This is a genomic window from Autumnicola tepida, assembly GCF_031846485.1.
Lineage (GTDB): Bacteria > Bacteroidota > Bacteroidia > Flavobacteriales > Flavobacteriaceae > Autumnicola > Autumnicola tepida.
On record NZ_JAVRHQ010000001.1, the window covers coordinates 56,219 to 74,110 of the forward strand.

Annotated in this window: 14 protein-coding genes and 1 pseudogene; 8 read left to right on the top strand and 7 right to left on the bottom strand. The window is 40.4% G+C overall.

Annotation, left to right across the window (positions count from 1 at the left end; genetic code table 11):
- Positions 1-106: 106 nt before the first annotated feature.
- Positions 107-1,714 carry a SusR family glycan utilization regulator gene (gene susR, locus RM553_RS00260; RefSeq protein WP_311532846.1) on the top strand — a complete coding sequence of 536 codons (1,608 nt, stop codon included), beginning with the start codon at positions 107-109 and terminating at the stop codon, positions 1,712-1,714.
- A 170-nt stretch (positions 1,715-1,884) separates the two neighbouring features.
- On the opposite strand, the gene RM553_RS00265 is transcribed toward susR, so the two are convergent.
- The gene (locus RM553_RS00265) at positions 1,885-2,853 is read right to left on the bottom strand and encodes an endonuclease/exonuclease/phosphatase family protein (RefSeq protein WP_311532847.1); all 969 of its coding nucleotides are present in this window, start codon (positions 2,851-2,853) and stop codon (positions 1,885-1,887) included.
- A 755-nt stretch (positions 2,854-3,608) separates the two neighbouring features.
- Between RM553_RS00265 and RM553_RS00270 the strand changes: the two genes are divergently transcribed.
- The 3 genes from RM553_RS00270 to RM553_RS00280 are packed head-to-tail and all read left to right on the top strand — an operon-like array spanning position 3,609 to position 9,071.
- Entirely contained in the window at positions 3,609-4,685 is a 1,077-nt protein-coding gene (locus RM553_RS00270; RefSeq protein ID WP_311532849.1) for an efflux RND transporter periplasmic adaptor subunit, read from the top strand.
- Positions 4,682-7,771, top strand: a complete 3,090-nt coding sequence (locus tag RM553_RS00275) for an efflux RND transporter permease subunit (protein ID WP_311532851.1) — start codon at positions 4,682-4,684, stop codon at positions 7,769-7,771. The genes RM553_RS00270 and RM553_RS00275 overlap by 4 nt, the downstream gene beginning before the upstream one ends.
- Positions 7,764-9,071, top strand: coding sequence for a TolC family protein (locus RM553_RS00280; RefSeq protein WP_311532853.1), 1,308 nt, complete (start codon positions 7,764-7,766; stop codon positions 9,069-9,071). Before RM553_RS00275 ends, RM553_RS00280 begins: the two co-directional genes overlap by 8 nt.
- Before the next feature lie 104 nt (positions 9,072-9,175).
- Here RM553_RS00280 and RM553_RS00285 read toward each other — a convergent pair whose 3' ends face one another.
- Positions 9,176-11,455, bottom strand: coding sequence for a xanthine dehydrogenase family protein molybdopterin-binding subunit (locus tag RM553_RS00285; RefSeq protein WP_311532855.1), 2,280 nt, complete (start codon positions 11,453-11,455; stop codon positions 9,176-9,178).
- 26 nt (positions 11,456-11,481) lie between these two features.
- Positions 11,482-11,946 (bottom strand): (2Fe-2S)-binding protein, encoded by a 465-nt coding sequence (locus RM553_RS00290; protein WP_311532857.1) that lies wholly within the window; start codon positions 11,944-11,946, stop codon positions 11,482-11,484.
- Between the two features lie 366 nt (positions 11,947-12,312).
- Here RM553_RS00290 and RM553_RS00295 point away from each other — a divergent pair, with 366 nt between their 5' ends.
- The gene (locus RM553_RS00295) at positions 12,313-12,558 is read left to right on the top strand and encodes a hypothetical protein (RefSeq protein WP_311532858.1); all 246 of its coding nucleotides are present in this window, start codon (positions 12,313-12,315) and stop codon (positions 12,556-12,558) included.
- 106 nt (positions 12,559-12,664) lie between these two features.
- On the opposite strand, the pseudogene RM553_RS19665 reads toward RM553_RS00295, so the two are convergent.
- Positions 12,665-13,110: pseudogene (locus RM553_RS19665) on the bottom strand (GNAT family N-acetyltransferase).
- A gap of 161 nt (positions 13,111-13,271) precedes the next feature.
- Here RM553_RS19665 and RM553_RS00310 point away from each other — a divergent pair.
- The 3 genes from RM553_RS00310 (at position 13,272) to RM553_RS00320 (ending at position 15,785) form a co-directional block, all read left to right on the top strand.
- Complete coding sequence (locus tag RM553_RS00310) at positions 13,272-14,441, top strand: PQQ-dependent sugar dehydrogenase (protein WP_311532864.1); 1,170 nt, start codon at positions 13,272-13,274, stop codon at positions 14,439-14,441.
- Positions 14,442-14,517: 76 nt separating this feature from the next.
- Positions 14,518-15,015 (top strand): hypothetical protein, encoded by a 498-nt coding sequence (locus tag RM553_RS00315; RefSeq protein WP_311532866.1) that lies wholly within the window; start codon positions 14,518-14,520, stop codon positions 15,013-15,015.
- A gap of 62 nt (positions 15,016-15,077) precedes the next feature.
- The gene (locus tag RM553_RS00320) at positions 15,078-15,785 is read left to right on the top strand and encodes a TerC family protein (protein WP_311532868.1); all 708 of its coding nucleotides are present in this window, start codon (positions 15,078-15,080) and stop codon (positions 15,783-15,785) included.
- Here the strand turns inward: RM553_RS00320 and RM553_RS00325 are convergent.
- The 3 genes from RM553_RS00325 to RM553_RS00335 are packed head-to-tail and all read right to left on the bottom strand — an operon-like array spanning position 15,782 to position 17,886.
- A complete protein-coding gene (locus RM553_RS00325) occupies positions 15,782-16,363 on the bottom strand; it encodes a DUF1989 domain-containing protein (protein ID WP_311532869.1) in 582 nt (193 codons plus the stop codon). The two genes, RM553_RS00320 and RM553_RS00325, sit on opposite strands and share 4 nt — an antisense overlap.
- 1 nt (position 16,364) lies before the next feature.
- On the bottom strand, positions 16,365-17,288 hold the full coding sequence (ligD, locus tag RM553_RS00330) for a non-homologous end-joining DNA ligase (RefSeq protein WP_311532871.1): 924 nt from the start codon (positions 17,286-17,288) through the stop codon (positions 16,365-16,367).
- Entirely contained in the window at positions 17,269-17,886 is a 618-nt protein-coding gene (locus tag RM553_RS00335; protein WP_311532873.1) for a DNA polymerase ligase N-terminal domain-containing protein, read from the bottom strand. Before RM553_RS00335 ends, ligD begins: the two co-directional genes overlap by 20 nt.
- Positions 17,887-17,892: the final 6 nt, after the last annotated feature.

A 17,892-nucleotide genomic window follows, 5' to 3' on the forward strand; every position in this document is an offset into this window, starting at 1 on the left:
GAAAAATATGAACTTGATTTTATAGAAAAATGTATTTTTGCTCTTAATAATGTCAAAACAATAATATCCCACCGTCGTTTTTGAAGATAATGATGCTAGCAGTTTTATGAAGATCAAGACCTTTTTACTGTTTTTATGCCTGCTCTCCTATGGCTTTATTCATGCTCAGAATGGGGACACTTTAATTTCTATTGTTGATAAAGAAATTGCCAATCGCAAAAATTCTACTTTAGAGGAGTATTCTAAACTTGAAAAATTAAAGAGGAATGTTCATAAGGCACGTTTAAGCGGGACTTCAAAAGAAATTTATGATGCTTATCTGGAACTTTACAATGGCTACCGTTCCTTTAAATATGATTCAGCGTATTTCTACCTGGAAAAGGCTAAAGAACTTGCAAAGCAAATGAACGACAGTTCTCTTATGGGAGAAACCAAAATAAAAGAGAGTTTTATACTGCTTTCAGCTGGCCTTTTTACCGAAGCTTTTGATACTATAAAGAGCGTAGAGATTAACCAGCTGGATAATGATAATAAATATGACTTCTATTTCACTAAAGCGAGGTCTTATTTTGATATTGCCGATTATAACGATGACAGTAGGTTCAGGATTAATTATGTACGCAAAGGAATATTCAACCTGGAGGAGGCTTTGAAATATGTAGATAAAAATAGCAGCAAAGGTTTAATGGCCAGTGGATTGAAAAACCTAAAACAGCAGAACTGGGAAAAAGCAAAATCCATCTACCTGCAATGGCTGGGAGATCATGATCTTTCACCGCAGTTATATGGCGTGGCCACTTCAAGTTTAAGTTATATATATGACCAGACCGGAGAAAGGGAAAAGGCTATAAAGTACCTGGCATTGGCGGCAATTTCAGACCTACGGAATTCTATAAAAGAGAATATAGCCCTGCGCAATCTGGCTATTGAGCTTAATGAGGATGGAGAATTAAATAAAGCGAACAAATATGTTAGGGTTGCATTAACTGATGCTGAATTCTATAATGCCCGCCACAGGCGAAATCAAATATCGGCAATCCTCCCAATTATGGAGAGTGCTCAGCTCTACAAACTTGAGGAGAATAATAAAAATCTTGAAAATGCGGTTATACTGCTGGCATTGTTCACAGTTATTTCGCTTGTTTTTCTGGGTATAATATTCAAGCAGCTGAAAGAGAAAAAGGCTGCCAGAAAAGCGCTTTCCAGGAACAATGAAAGGCTTCAGCAAATGAACTTAAGCCTGATTGAAGCCGATACTATTAAACAGGATTATATCACTTACTTTTTAAAAGCAACTTCCCAGCTTATTGGCAAAATGGGAACCCTACAAAAAAATACTATCTTAAAAGTAAAGACCAAAAAGCCTGAAGAGATCCTTCAGATCGTTCAGAAGTATAGTGCCAAAAAAGAACGTGCAGCATTATTCCACCAATTTGATGAGGTATTTTTACAACTTTTTCCATCTTTTATAGACCGGTTTAACAGTCTATTTCCTCAAGATGAGAAAAGAGTAGTAAAAAAGGGTGAACTGTTAAATACAGAACTTCGCATATTTGCTCTTTACCGGCTCGGGATTCAAGATAACAAACAGGTAGCGGAATTTTTGGATATCTCCATTTCCACCGTTTATTCTTATAAAACACGGCTGAAGAGCAAGTCTGACTACAGGGAAGATTTTGAGAGCAAAATTATGGATATCAAGAGATTTGCATAGGATACTCGTTTTTACGGAAGATATTTCCAGAAATTCTAAGGTTGACGGGAATTACCCTCATCTATATCCGCTCTGAACATCAACTATTTTGTCAGGTTAATAACAGAATTTCCGGAAGTACAATAGAAGAAGAAAACATCATTCTCAACTTGGCCATTGAAGATCTTTAGTTAGCATACTTTAAACTCCGCCCATAGAGGATAATGGTCAGAAATCATGTAAGAGAGAGTAAGCTTAGATAGATCACGGTTCTGAAGAGCTATGGGAAGGAAATTGTAGCTTCCGGCATTTTGAAACTCCATGGAAAGATTGGGAGTTTCCTTATTGTCCCTAAACCAGGCGATTTGATCATAGTATTTGGTTTGGTCAAAAATAGAACGGGTAGCGGAAGGATGCTGGAGCTGTTGGGGAACGTACAAACCTTCTTCTAAAAAAGTTTTGTCCAGTAAATCTCCGCGTGCATTAATATTAAAATCACCGAGGGTGATCATGTTCTGATGATAAGCATTAGTATCACCTGCCCAATCAGCTAACCACTTGGCAATAGCTTTTAATTCAGGAATCCTTTCTGAGGAATTTTTTCCGTAAAGAATATGCAGGGTCACTAAAATAAATGTTTTGTCGCAGGATTTAAAACTAACCGCATATGGAGTCCTGGCAAATTGTGTTTGTAATGCATTACTGGAAATATCCTGTTTAAGCCATTCCTGAGGAACTACTAATTCACATGCCAAGCCGGATAAATTAACTCTACGGGTGTCAAAAAGATAAGCCATTCTTTCACCATTACCTTTATCTTCTCTGGTAACATCTGTAAGGATTAGAGACCAGTTATCTCCTAAAATTTTCAAGGTATCTCTTAATGCTCTTATATTGGCCCTTACCTCTTGTATGGCAATAACATCAAACCTTTTAATAATTGCGGCAATACATAGGATTGAATGCAAATCTCGCTTTGGTGAATCCTCTTCGTCAGATCTCCATTTTCTTGTTAAGTTTCCGAAAGCCCGAATGTTCCAGGTGGCGATTAAAAGGTTTCTGTCTAATTTCTTAGGGGGGATTTTAGAGTCCAGATCTGCTTCTAATAATTGTAAGTTTTTTAAAACAAAGGAGGGTGGATCATTATATATTTTAGTCATAGCTGGATGTTATAAGATCAAAAAAATTAGTGTTAATATAATTATTAACACTTAAAAGGAATAAAAAATGAGAATATGAGGAATTAGGGGGGATTTACGATTAAAGTCCCATTCCTTCAAAATATCAACTTTTTCCTTAGATCTATAAATTAAATATAACGAAAAGAAAATGGCAGTGGTTTAATGTATTTTATAATGAGTAACTAGAAAATGTTTCGCTCACTTTCCGGCTATTAAGAGTACCTTCTTCAACTTGCCAAGATAAATATTCTTTTACAAAAGAAGGTGCTTCTAATAATCTACTACCTTTGCTAAAGATTATTAATTAGTCATAAATATTGTTAAAATTAACCAAAAGGTGGCGAATTCGGTGCTCCTTAAAAGCGGGGTTCTGGGAAGCCCTGTGAATTCAAGGTTTAAGAATAAAGTTCGAGTCTCGTCCAGACCGCAAAGTAGAGAAAGCCTTTCAGAAATGAGAGGCTTTTTTTATGGATAATTTTAGGTGAATCAATTGAGAACGGATCATGGATCATTCTCCATCATTCCGGATCATTCCTAAAAGTTGTGGAGTATCATTGATCCGAAAAATCTCTGATCCAAATTAAAAAATCACATCTGTTTATTTATTCTTTAAACCTTTTCCTGTTTCTGAAGTCTTAGCTTAAGATGAAGAAGCTTGTTGCCCTTTGTTTATTTGCAAAAGCTGCAACAGGCCTGTTCTGGTACCGGAAATTTAAAAACTAACCTCCTCTTCCATGAAAATAAAATATATCATCTATTTCCTTCTATTGGCAGGGGTAGGTGGGCTTGTTGCTTATCGTATATCAGCAAATAATATAAAATCAGAAAAAAAAGAAGCGATCTCATCTTCAGTAGAAGTTGGTGGTATTGTTCTAAAACCACAGGAATTTGACGATAACCTTTCCCTTTCCGGTTCTTTGGAGGCTAATGAACAGGTTGAGGTTCGAAGCGAAGTTTCAGGCATCGTAGAAAATATCAATTTTGAAGAAGGGGCTGAAGTTCGGGAAGGGCAGGTTTTATTAAAAGTAAATGATGTTGAGCTGCGTGCCCAGCTTTCTAAAGTAAAAACCGCTGAAAACCTGGCTTCTGAAAATGCGAGAAGAGCAGAATTGTTATTTGAAAAAGAAGCTATCAGTAAGGAAGAATACGATGTGGCAAATGCTGATTTTCAGTCGGCTGAGGCGGAATCACAATTAATTAATGCCCAGCTTTCGAAAACATCGGTGCGCGCACCTTTCTCCGGTACTATCGGTTTACGGAATATTTCAAAAGGAACTTACGTTACTCCTTCCACCGTAATTGCGAAACTGGTGAATACAAAACAATTGAAACTCACCTTTTCCATACCCGAAAAATATGCTTCCCGAATAAAAGAAAATAGCACTTTCGATTTTACTGCAACAAATTCCAGCGAGAGCTATACCGCAAAAATATACGCTATAGAACCTGAAGTAGATGTAACTACAAGAACTTTAAAATTACGGGCAGTGGTAGATAATAGTCAGGGCAATTTGTATCCCGGCATGTTTGTAAATGTACTCCTGCCATTAGAAACGGTGCCCGATGCTTTAATGGTCCCCACAGAGGCTTTGATTCCTATTCAAAATGGAAAGCAAATTTTTATTGCTGAAGGAGGAAAAGCAAAAGCAGTAGAAGTAAAAACAGGTTCTCGTACCAGGAAGTCGGTACGCGTAATTTCAGGATTAAAACCGGGGGACACTATTCTTACCTATGGTGTAATGGCACTTAATAATGGCACACCGGTAAAAGTGAATCTTAACTATAACGACTCTATCTCCCAGGCGCAATGACCCTTTCCACTTTAAGTATAAAACGTCCCGTTCTTACTATTGTAATGAACGTGGCCATCATCCTGTTTGGAATAATAGGCTACACTTACCTGGGAGTTCGGGAATTTCCTTCTATCGATCCTGCACAGGTTTCTGTTCGTACAAATTATGCCGGGGCAAACGCAGATATTATTGAGTCCCAAATCACCGAACCATTAGAGAAATCCATTAATTCTATAGATGGGATTCGTAATATCACCTCCTCAAGCACTCAGGGCTCCAGCAGTATCAATATTGAATTTAACCTGGATAAAAACCTGGAGGAAGCGGCAAATGATGTTCGTGATAAAGTTTCACAGGCCGTTCGAAGTTTGCCTGAAGATATTGATGCTCCTCCCGTTGTTTCCAAGGCAGATGCCGATGCGGAGCGTATTCTCTCAATGACGGTACAAAGCGACACTAAAAATATTCTGGAATTGTCCGATTATGCAGATAATGTGATCGCACAGCGAATAGAGACCATTCCCGGGGTGAGCAGCGTGCAGATATGGGGGCAGCGTAAATATGCCATGCGCCTCTGGATAGACCCTGTAAAGCTTGCATCTTATGGAGTTACTGTAGGGGATGTGCAAAGTGCACTCAGGGCCCAAAACGTGGAGCTGCCTTCCGGTAAATTAACGGGGGCCAATACCGAGTTAACGGTAAAAACCATAGGAAATTTATCTACGGAAGAAGAATTTAACAACATCATTATTTTTGCCGATGGGGAAAAAGTGGTGAGGTTAAGCGATGTGGGCCATGCTTCCCTGGAAGGGGAAAATATGGAAACCAAGATGAGCGACTCCGGACAGCCCATGGTAGCTGTGGCGGTTATTCCCCAGCCGGGGACAAATTATCTCGATATTGCTGATGATTTTTACAAAGAATATGAAAACCTGAAAGAAGATTTGCCTGAGGGTTTTAAGCTGAACGTGGTTATAGATGATACCGTTTTTGTAAGGCGGGCGGTTACCGAAGTTGCCGAAACCCTGCTTATTTCCATAGTTCTGGTAGTGCTGGTAATTTTCCTGTTTTTTAGAAACTGGTCCATGGCCCTGCGCCCGCTCCTGGATATCCCGGTCTCCCTTATCGCCACTTTTTTCGTGATGTGGTTGCTGGGGTATTCCATAAACGTGCTTACGCTGCTGGCGATAGTCCTTGCCACAGGTCTTGTTGTTGATGATGGGATTGTGGTAACCGAGAATATCTATAAAAAAGTGGAAGAGGGGATGAGCCCCATTGAGGCGGCCATAAAAGGTTCCAATGAGATCTTCTTTGCGGTAATCTCCATTTCTGTAACTCTGGCCGCGGTATTTCTTCCCGTTATATTTCTTGAAGGTTTTGTGGGAAGGTTGTTCAGGGAATTTGGGGTGGTACTGAGCGTGGCTGTACTTATTTCAGCATTTGTTTCTTTAACCCTTACGCCAATGCTGAATGCCTATTTAATGAAGCCTGGCAAACAGAAAAAAACGAAGTTTTATGAGGTAACTGAAAAGTATTTTGTTAGGATGAATAAAAGCTATGCTGGTTCGCTTGAACGGTTTATGAAAAAGAGATGGCTTAGTTTTCCTATTTTGTTTATCTGCCTCGGTTTTATTGGTTTATTCTACTACCTTGTTCCTAAAGAAACTGCTCCTTATGAAGACCGCAGCTTCGTCAGTTTAAGTGTTACCGCGCCTGAAGGTTCCTCATATGAATATATGGACCGGTACATGACGGAGATCACCAAACTTATTAACGATTCCATTCCGGAGAAGAAAGTGAGCCTGGTGCTAACTTCTCCCGGTTTCGGCTCTTCTTCAGTAAATAGTGGCCGCGCACATATTGCCCTGGTGGGCCCGGAGGACCGGGAACTCGCGCAGCATGAGATAGCAACTAACCTGGGAAGCTGGGCCAAAAATTATGTTGGCGCAAAATCAAACGTTTCTGAACGGCCTACCATTTCAGTAAATCGTCGCGGCGGGCCTCCTATTCAATATATTCTTCAGGCTCCCAATTTTGAAAAGTTACAGGAAAAGGTTCCGGTTTTCATGGAAGAAGCCGAAAATGATCCTACCTTCTCTTTTACCAATGTTGACCTCAAGTTTAATAAGCCTGAAATTTATGTGAGCATAGACCGGGAAAAGGCTGAAGGCCTTGGGGTTTCTGTGCTTGATGTAGCCCAGACTTTGCAGTTGTCACTTAGTGGGCAACGCTTTGGATATTTTCTGATGAATGGGAAACAATACCAGGTTATGGGGCAGTTCGATAAAAAAGACCGTAACGCGCCTATAGACCTCACTTCAATATTTGTAAGAAATAATGAAGGACAACTTATCCAGCTGGATAACCTTGTTACCACCACAGAACATAGCAGTCCTCCGCAGTTGTACCACCATAATCGTTATATGTCCGCAACAGTTTCGGCAAATCTCGCTCCGGGAAAAACCATTAGTGACGGGATTAATGCGATGGAAAGGATAAAAGATAAGGTGCTGGACGATAGCTTTACTACAGATCTGGGTGGGGAATCACGGGATTTTGTGGAAAGCGGCTCCAATACATCCTATGCCTTTGGGCTGGCTTTACTGCTTATTTTCCTAATCCTGGCAGCACAATTTGAGAGTTTTGTAGATCCGCTCATTATCATCTTAACGGTTCCCATGGCAGTAGCCGGGGCTTTATTGTCTCTTTGGCTCTGCGGGCAAACCTGGAATATTTTCAGTCAGATAGGGACTATTATGCTTATTGGTCTGGTGACCAAAAATGGAATTTTAATAGTAGAGTTTGCTAACCAGCTACGGGAAGAGGGTGTGCCAAAATTAGAAGCTATTATTCAGGCTTCAGAACAGAGGTTAAGACCTATTTTAATGACCAGCCTTACCATTGCCCTGGGAGCACTGCCTATTGCTCTTTCTTTAGGAGCGGCTTCCACAAGCCGTATTGGTATGGGAGTGGTAATTATTGGAGGTACATTGTTTTCCCTGATCTTAACCTTATTTATAATTCCGGCGATTTATTCTATGTGGTCCAGGGAAAAAAAGCATCGTCCCGAGTTTGATAATCTTTCAAAACTGGAGAATGAATAAGCAAATCATATTTCTTTCCATCTTTTTTAGTTTCTTTCTTGTGCAGTTAAGGGCGCAGGAAATTCTTACTGCGGAAGAAGCCGTAAAAATTGCCCTGGAAAATAACTACGAAATAAGGCTGGCAAAGAATTTACTGCAAATAGATGAAATTTCCGTCAGTCCTGGTTTGGCGGGTATGCTGCCGCAAGTTAGTGCCGTGCTGCAGGATGATAACGGGATTCGCAGTTTAACGCAGGTCCGGTCAGATGGTGAAGTAAATTCCCTTAATAACGCGCGCAATAATAGTCTTGATTATGGGGTGGCTTTGGACTGGACAGTTTTTGACGGATTTCAGATGTTTGCGCGATATAAACAACTCCAGGAAATACAAAATTTAGGGGAAGCCGAATTACAGGTCTCTGTCATCACCACTCTTGGTAATGTCCTGGTTACTTATTACGACCTGGTACAACAGCAACAGCAGCTTGCGGTGCTGGACAGCACCCTGGCCATCTCCAGGCAACGGGTGGAGCTGGCCCACAACAGGTTTACCATAGGAAAAGCGTCTAAACTGGAGGAATTGAACGCCCGCGTAGATTTAAATACGGACCAGGCGCTAATGTTGAACCAAAAAGAATCCTATGCAACTACCAGGATCAGGCTCAATGAATTGCTGGCACGTGATAGTAAGATCAGTTTTAAGGTGGTAGATGACATTGCGGTAGACGCTGATTTGTTTTTGCCAAAATTGGAAACGCTGTTAAAAGAAAATAATCCTGAATTGTTAACGCAAGTCATCAGTCAGCGTATTGCTGAATTGGAACTTAAACAGGTGAAGGCCAACCGATATCCAACGCTTTTGGCCAGTACCGGCTATAATTTTAGTGATTCGGAATCCAGTTTGGGATACACCACCAATTCTTCTTCCCATGGCCTCACATATGGGTTTAGGGTAAGTTTAAATATTTTTGATGGCTTTAATCAAAATCGAAATGAAAAAATAGCGAAAATCCAGGTCGAGAATAGTAATCTGGCCATTAAACAACAGCAGAATAATTTATTGTCTCAGTTGAACAGCTCCTATAAAACCTATCAGACCAATTTGGATTTAATAGCATTGGAAGAAAAAAATGAGGCGATAGCCAGGGAAAACCTGGAGATCACTATGGATAAATATCGTATTGGTACCATTCCTACTATTGAATTCAGGACTGCACAACTTAACTACATCAATGCGAGATTAAGGCATAGTGATGCCATTTTTCAGGCAAAACTTTCCGAAATTTCCTTAAAGGCACTTTCCGGAAGTCTGCCTCTCTAGTTTAAAAGACAAAGCCAGACCTGATTATCAAGCCTGGCTTTAGCCATTTCAGTTTTAAAATAAGATTTTAGATTCCTTCTTTTTTGATTAACCAGGATATTGGTTTATGTTTTTAACTCTCTTGCTTCCATTTGCATTTCAGAAATAAATGGCTGTTTATAAAACCTCTTTCCGGTGGCTTTGTAAAGTGCGTTGGCTAAAGCCCCCTGTACCGGTGGAAACGGAGGTTCTCCAAGTCCTGTAGGGTCAATACCGTTTTCTACAAAATAAACGTCCACCTTTTTAGGGGCTTCCCTATGCCGTATAAGCCTGTACTTGTCAAAATTACTTTGTTGCGGAATGCCGCCGTTAAAAGTTATTTCGCTGTAGAGGGCATGGCCAATACCATCTATTGTCCCTCCTTCCACCATGTTTTTGGCAGCATCGGGGTTTACCACAATTCCGCAGTCTACCGCGCAGGTTACATTATCAATTACAGGTTCATTATTTTCTACCGTCATGTCCAGGATCTGTGCCACATAGGAGTTATGGCAGTAATAAGCAGATACGCCCCTGCTTAGATTGGTATTGCTGTTTTTCCAGCCAGCTTTATCTCTCACGAGCTCCAGGACTCCGGCATAACGGGAGGCATCATAGTCATTATCTTCTCCAACAGGATCATTTTTTGCCCGTTCCAGCATCTCCAGGCGGAATTCTATAGGATCTTTGCCTGTTTCTTCAGCCAGTTCATCTAAAAATGATTGTTCTGCGCCGGCAATAAAATTGGACCTTGGCGCCCGGAAGGCACCTGTGGAGATATTTGAATCTATAGTCCAGCTTTCCGCCAGGTAATTATCTATAGCCCCGGCAGGAAAACGGTTGGCGAAAAGAGGGCTTTCTGTAATTCCACCGGCATTTACGTGAAAAGCGGTGATATTGTTGTTGCCGTCCAGTGCGGCGCGATAGGTTACATGATAAGCAGGGCGGTATACCCCGTTGGTCATATCATCTTCCCGGGTGTAAACCAGCTTTACGGGTTTACCCAGTTTTTTGGAAATCACGGCAGCTTCAACTAGAAAATTTCCGTAAAGTCTGCGTCCAAATCCTCCGCCCATACGGGTCATTTGAATATCTATATCTTCAAGCTCCAGCCCTAATCGCCTGTTTACACTTTTTTCAGCAAACTCAGGCGTCTGGATTGGTCCAAATAATTCAGCATGATCATCAGTAACGTCGGCGAAAAAATTCATAGGTTCCATGCAATTATGGGCAAGGAACGGGCAGGAGTAGGAACGTTCTATCACCCTTGCAGCATTTTTAAATGCTTTTTCAGGGTCGCCATCTTTTCTTACTACTTCAGATTCTCTGGGTCCTACCTGCGTCATTAAAGAATTGTGTGTATCGGTACTTTCAAGTCCGCTAACATCTTCCATGCCCGCAGATTTTTCAAGTATTTCTATCTCTTTGGTGAGTTCAGGATTCAAATCCCACTCTACATTCAGCTCTTTTTTGGCCTGCATCACCTGCCAGGTAGATTCACCAGCCACAACTACAAGTTTGGGAAAAGCAGTAACATCGCTCCATTCCTTTTCCATGTCTTCCGGATAAGTGTCTATGGTGAAAACATCAGTAATACCAGGCATTTCTTTTACCTTTTCAGCATCCATAGATTTAAACTGCATTCCAAAGGCCGGAGGTTGCACGATCATGGCGATTAACATCCCGTCTTTTTGAGTATCCAAACCATAAAGTGGCTGTCCTGTAACAATTTTTTTGGCATCTACATTTTTCCTGGAAGTCCCGATTATTTTAAAGCTGTCGTTATCTTTTAATTCAACTTCTGCAGGAACTTCGACCTTGGTGGCAGCTTTGGCAATTTCACCGTAGCCAATGGTTTTATCGCTGCCTTCATGTTTTATTACCCCATTTTCCACAGAAAGTTCAGATACCGGTACTTCCCACTCGCTGGCAGCAGCTGTAAGCAACATCTGCCTTGCTGTGGCTCCGGCCATTCTTAGGGTTTCCCAGCCCTGTCTTATGGACTGGCTGCCCCCAGCGATCTGGCGGCTAAAAACGTCAGTATTCAAAGGTGCCTGTTCAACAATTACGTTGTTCCAGTCAACATCAAGTTCTTCGGCCACGATCATTGGCATGGATGTTTTTACATTCTGCCCAATTTCCGGGTTTGGAGAATATATGGTAACAATTCCATTATCGCCAATTTTCAAATATCCATTTAACTCAAACCACTCATCCGGCATTTGCATGGCCATTTCTTTTCCTGCCTCTTCTTCGCCAGCACGGTTACATGCCAGCCAGTTAAAACCAAGTATCAATCCGCCTCCCGCTAAAGAAACCCTTTTTATAAAGGATCTTCTGCCTATTCCTGTTTTTACTTTGCTCATCTTAATAAGTATTTAATTTGACTGGCTTAAGCTATTTGTGAATTGGAAGCCGATTTAATAGCAGCTTTTATCCTGGTGTAGGTCCCGCAACGGCAAATATTACCATTCATGGCACTTTCAATTTCTTCATCGCTGGGAGAAGGGTTTCTCTTTAATAAAGCAGAGGCAGACATAATTTGGCCTGCCTGGCAATAACCACATTGCGGCACATCATGCTCCAGCCATGCCTGTTGCACAGGATGATCCCCGTTCTCAGAAAGTCCTTCTATAGTAGTGATCTCATTATCTGCAGCAGATGAAATTGTAATCTGGCAGGATCTAACGGCTGAGCCATTAAAATGCACTGTACATGCACCGCACTGCGCAATTCCGCAGCCATACTTTGTACCCACCAATTTCATGTGGTCCCTTAGAACCCAAAGCAAGGGAGTGCTGGGATCTACATCAACAGTCTGCTCCTTTCCATTTATAGTTAAATTAAATTCTGCCATGATCTTAAATTTTTCTAAAAAATAATAAATAATTTCTTTTCCCGCCGTGAAATTAGAAATTAAATGGAAATTTTATTTATAATTTTTACCGGTTAAATTCTGTTGCTGGAGTCAGCGTTTCTGAAAATCTTCTTTTATGTCTTTTTTTTTTTTGGAAGAGCGCATATTTTAACAAGCTTATTGTGCTTCTGAATTAAAAATGTGGGTTCAAATTTAAATTTCTTGTAAACTTTGAATCAGTAAATATTGAAAAAAGCTACTACCGGATTAACATTAATATAAAATAAAATTCTACTTGATAATTTTCTCTAAACATTTGAAATAAAGCGGGTTTATATTTTTGGCAAAAACTGCTGCTTGGGATTAATGGCTGTATTATTTAATCAACTTCTCCTTCCTTTACAGAAAAAGGAAGCCATGTTTTGTTTCTTTATTGCAAAGAAAAGCAGGATAAATAACAGGCATGTAATCCATACCCATTTTTGTGAATTGCTTCCGGAGGAGAATGGCAGATTGGAGCTGGGTTATTTTGATGATATCGAAAGTGCCATAACCGCTGGGAAAAAAAGGTTTAGCCGGGTGGAAGTATGTAAATACTGCTGCAACTTCTAAAAAATTTAATTCAGAATATTTGAAATTTCGCCGGTTGAGAAATTGTATAATCGTTTCCACGATGGAGGTATATAAAAGGAATGAGGAGAATCAGGATATCAAAATATTATAGATCTTTCTGAAAACACACGCTGTTTTCAATTCCCGCATACTGCCCGTAATTAGGAATAATTCTGTAGCCACTCTTTTTATAAAGGGCGATAGCTTCCGGCTGTCTTACTCCTGTTTCCAGTATACATTTTGAGTAATTTAACTCCGCAGCCCAGGTTTCCAGTTCTTTCAGCACTTTGCCGGCAAATCCTCTTCCGCGAAAAAGGGAAAGGGTAAACATGCGTTTAATTTCCATAATACCTGGTTCAATTCTTTTATTACGCCACAGGATACTGCCTGTTCATTTTCAAATAACAGCACCACATGCTTTATCTTATCCAGTTTGTTGAACTGGTCGTAAAAAGAATGTTCTTCCCCGTCCCTTACAGCCAGGTCTGCATCAAGAGCTTTTACAAGGGAAATGAAATTTGGATTACCGGAATGGGTGCGAAAAATCTTCATGTAATTTTTATTGATTTTATGGACGAATTTTGAACCTCACTTTTGGAATCCCCAGTCTCTTAAAAAAATTTGTCAAATTTAGAATCTTATTAACCAGGTATTAACGGAAATTACCATGTTTAACAATTATCTTCAGGATTGAATACAGAAAAGATGAAATTATGAAGAATTTATTACTCATACTGGCTGTTTTTATTTCAGGCATTTGCAATGCTCAAAATTTTGGAGTCATTTCTGAAGAAAAGGTAAGTCATATCTATAAACCTGAAAAAGTTGAGGCCACTGCCGAAAAAATAAATTCCCTTTCCATGCCTGAAGGTTTCAAAATTGAAAAGTATGCTGAAAATCTTGAAAAACCCCGGATGATGGCGGTGAGTGAAGCCGGAAATGTGTATGTAACCCGCCGGCAGGGAGATGTAATTATGTTAAGCGATCAGGATAAGGATGGCAAGGCCGAAAAACAGCAAACCGTGGCAACTAAAGAGGGTGCTCATGGCGTGGCCTTAAAGGATAATATGTTTTACCTCATAACCGTAAATGATATTTTTAAAGCTGAAATAAATGAGGATGGTTCCCTGGGAGAACTGGAAAAATTTGTGGAGAACCTGCCCGATGGTGGTCAGCATCCTAACAGGACCATTGCTTTTGGGCCAGATGGGATGCTTTATGTGTCTGTTGGTAGTACCTGCAACGCCTGTGCGGAAACCAGGGAAGAAAATGCCACTATCTTACAGGTAGATCCAGAAACTGGTGAAAGAAATATTTTTGCCAAAGGCCTTCGGAATACCATCGGTTTTAAATGGCATCCGGAAACAGGTGTACTGTACGGAATGGATCATGGAATTGACTGGCTGGGAGATAATGACCAGGAAGAGGAGCTGAATAAAATTGAGGAAGGAAAAAATTACGGCTGGCCTTATGTTTATGCTGATGGGAAATTCAACAAATCTGATGAGCCTCCAAAAGGGATGACGTGGGAGAAATATGCTGAAAAAACCACCTATCCTGAACTTTTATTTACCGCCCACAGTGCCCCCATGGATATGATTTTTTACAAAGGGGATATGTTCCCGCAGGAATATCAAAATTCAGCCATTATTACTTTTCATGGTTCGTGGAACAGAAAACCCGCTTCTGGATACAAATTGATGAGTGTTCGTTTTACAGATGGAAAAGCGGCAAAAGCTGAAGATTTTGTCACGGGTTTCCTGAGCAGTGATGGTACTTCCCAATTTGGCCGCCCGGTAGGATTAGTGGAATTAGAGGATGGTTCCATTCTTATAGCAGATGACGGCAGTGGAACTATTTACAGACTATCTTATAATCAATAGAACCTTCTTTGAATTTTTATTAAACATTTCTTAAAACTGAAGAAATTTCTTACATTCGTCCACTTTATTTCAAACCATGACAAGGACCAGGGCCATAAATTTATTGGAATTTCAGAAGAGCAGAATCTGGAATCCCTTAATTACGCGGCAGGAATGGCTTGCAGGTGTTATACCTGTTATCATTAATATCTTTCCTAAAACTGCGGCTGTAAAGGTTTCCCTGCTGGAAAAGCTTAATGAGGATCCAAATTTTTACGAAGATTTGCCTTCCAATGAAAAGAAGAAACTGAGAAAGAAAAAAGCAGAGAAATATCTTCAGAATTTTATTGAAGAAATAGAATTTTTAGGCGTGGAAGACAGGCGCATTGAAACTGGGGTGCTTTTGCGAAATTATACCTTTTGGATTATTATAATATGTGCAGGCCTGGCTGGTTTTTATGGAGGAGAAATTTTTCGAGAGGAAAATGAAACGGTTTTAGAACGGCTAAACGACCTGGAAAAAAAGAATCATTTCTATAAAAACAAAATTGAAGCCTTGGAATTGCAGCTAAGTGAAAAGATAAAATTGAGCTAAAACCAATTTTCCTTTTCTGCATTTTTTCTACTTTTAATCCGCATTTAAAGCCTGATATTCCTATGGAAATGTTTCTACAGCCCGATACCTGGGTCGCCCTGCTTACCTTAACTTTTATGGAAATTGTTCTCGGGATAGATAACATTATCTTTATTTCCCTTGTTGCCGGAAGGTTGCCACAGGATAAGCAAAAAAAAGCAAGGCTGGGAGGGCTTTCCGCTGCACTGGTAATGCGGGTGCTGCTTCTGCTTAGTATTACCTGGATAATCGGGCTTACCCAACCTGTTCTTACGTTTTCCGGGTTCGAGTTAAGCTGGCGTGATATCATCCTTATCGCGGGAGGGATTTTTCTGCTGATAAAAAGTACACTGGAAATTCATCATAAAATTGAAGGGCAGGAGGAAGAAAAGGAAGTGAAGCAGGTAAGTAGCTTTGGGTATGCCATTCTTCAAATTGTGATGCTGGATATCATCTTTTCTTTCGATTCTATTCTTACCGCTGTTGGCCTTACTGAAGAATTAATTTTAATGATAATAGCGGTAGTGATCTCTATTGTGGTGATGATGATATTTGCAAAAGCGGTTGGGGATTTTGTAAATAAACATCCCACAATACAAATCCTGGCACTGTCTTTTTTAATTCTTATAGGTGTAATGCTTATTGTGGAAGGCGCGCATTATCATGTGCCTAAGGGGTATATTTATTTTGCAGTTTTCTTCTCCCTGGCTATAGAAATGCTCAATATGCGTTACCGTAAAAAGAATGATTAATCAATAATCTCAAAGTGAATAGGCTTAAAGCTGCCGTTGTTGCTGTCTTCAGCAGAGCAGGCGGTTAACCCTATAATAAGGTCCATCTGGGCTTCAAAAAGAACAAAATCCCCTGCTTTGCTCAGCGGAGCTTCCACACTAAGTTTGCCGTTTTCGTCAAACTGTACATTCATAAAAATATTAAAAGCGGTGGGAATGTCATCGGGTTCAATGTCAAATTTCTTTAAATTGGTATAGAGGTTTTCAAAACAGCTTGGGTGATATTCCGGATTTTCATACATAATCTGGAAAGTTTCAGGGCTGCATGGAGCAAGAAGAAAGTCGTTACGCCCATTGGTGTCTTCAAGGATTTTCATCATTTTCCTGCTACGGTTGCTCCATAAAAAATTGCCGCGGCTTATCAGGATGCTTTCTTCAAAATCCAGGGTTTTTCCGCTGGAAATTTTCTCCCGTTTATCTTCAGCATTAAACAATACCATGTCACTCACCTGTTCTCCTTTGGGATCTGTAACCTTTAATTTTTGCCCTTTTTTAATGCGGAAGGCTGCCCCGGTTTGTCTCTCTATTACTTGAGTCATCTTATTCTTTTTGTTTTGCTGAAAGTTCTTCAAATTTTTTTACCGCGGAATCTAATTTAACCGCTTTTGCTGAAATATTTTTCCAGGGATCTTCTTTCTTTCCCACTCTGCGGAAGATATTCTTTATGTTATATTTATGAGCCGAATCCAGAGCAGCCAGCTCCTCCCAATCAATTGGAGTAGCAACAGGAGCACCTGCTAAGGGCCGTACTGCATAGGGCGCTACGGTAGTTTGCCCAAAGCCGTTCCTGGCCACATCCAGGTAAAGCTTATTTTCCCGCTTGTTTTTTCTTGCGGCGGTGGTAAATTTTTCCGGATGTTGCTTTTCCAGGTAATGGGTTATTTCCTGTGCAAAATCCCTTACTTCATCAAAATCCTTCTCTGGTTTTAATGGGACCACGAGGTGTAATCCCCGAGATCCGGTGGTCATTAGAAATACAGGCAGGTTTAATTTTTCCATTAAAAAATCCCTAAAGATCCCAGCTGCGGATTTTACTTCCTGAAAATTATCTTCCGAAGGGTCGAGGTCAAAAATCATCCTGTCGGGATAATCCGGCGTGTCTTTTTTACTAAGCCAGATATGTGGGGTAATACATGCCTGGTTGGCAAGGTATATAAGGCTGGGCTTATTGTTGCAAAGAACATAACAGGTAGTGCCGCCCTCTTGTTTTTCAATTTCTATGGTGTCTATCCAATCCGGGAAATAATCTGGTTCGTCTTTTTGAAAAAACCGTTTATCTTCTATCCCGTTAGGAAAACGCAACATCGTTACCGGGCGTTCTTCCAGGTGCGGCAGCATTACTTCAGCTATTTTTTCATAATAATCTATAAGATCGCCCTTGGTGTAACCTTCCTGGGGGAAAAATATCTTTTCCCTTTTGCTGATTTCAAACTGGAATTTCCCGTTATTCTTTTCCGCTGCCATCTTCTGAATCTTTTTTGATCTGCTTCATTGTTCTCCCGGTTAGCACAGAATTATTTTGCGTGCTGGTGGGGTTTCTTCTGGCATCAGCTTTATCATCATCAGATTTTTTAAGGAGCCATTGTTCATTTTCGCCTTTTTTAATCCTGATAAGGCTGTAGCCACCCTGTAGTTTTTCCCCATTCAGTATAAAACTGGCACGGCCATTTTCCAATTGCTTTTCCAGCGGAATTATATTTCCATCTTTATCCTTTTTCTCGATTGTATAGGTGCCGGCATCCCAAACCATTACCGTTCCGCCTCCATATTGATCTTCCGGAATAATACCTTCAAAATCGGCATATTCCACGGGATGATCTTCAGTAGCAATAGCCAGTCGTTTTTCATCGGGATCTGTGGAAGGGCCTTTTGGAACTGCCCAGCTTTTTAAAACTCCATTTGCCAGCAATCTAAAATCGTAGTGGAGATTGGTGGCATCATGTTTTTGAACAACAAAAATATCTTTCTTCCCTTTGGCAATTTCAGGATCACCAAAAGGTTCTGAAGAGCTATCAAAATCGCGCTTCCCGCGGTATTTTTCTAAGAAACTTTTTGCTGCCATTACAAT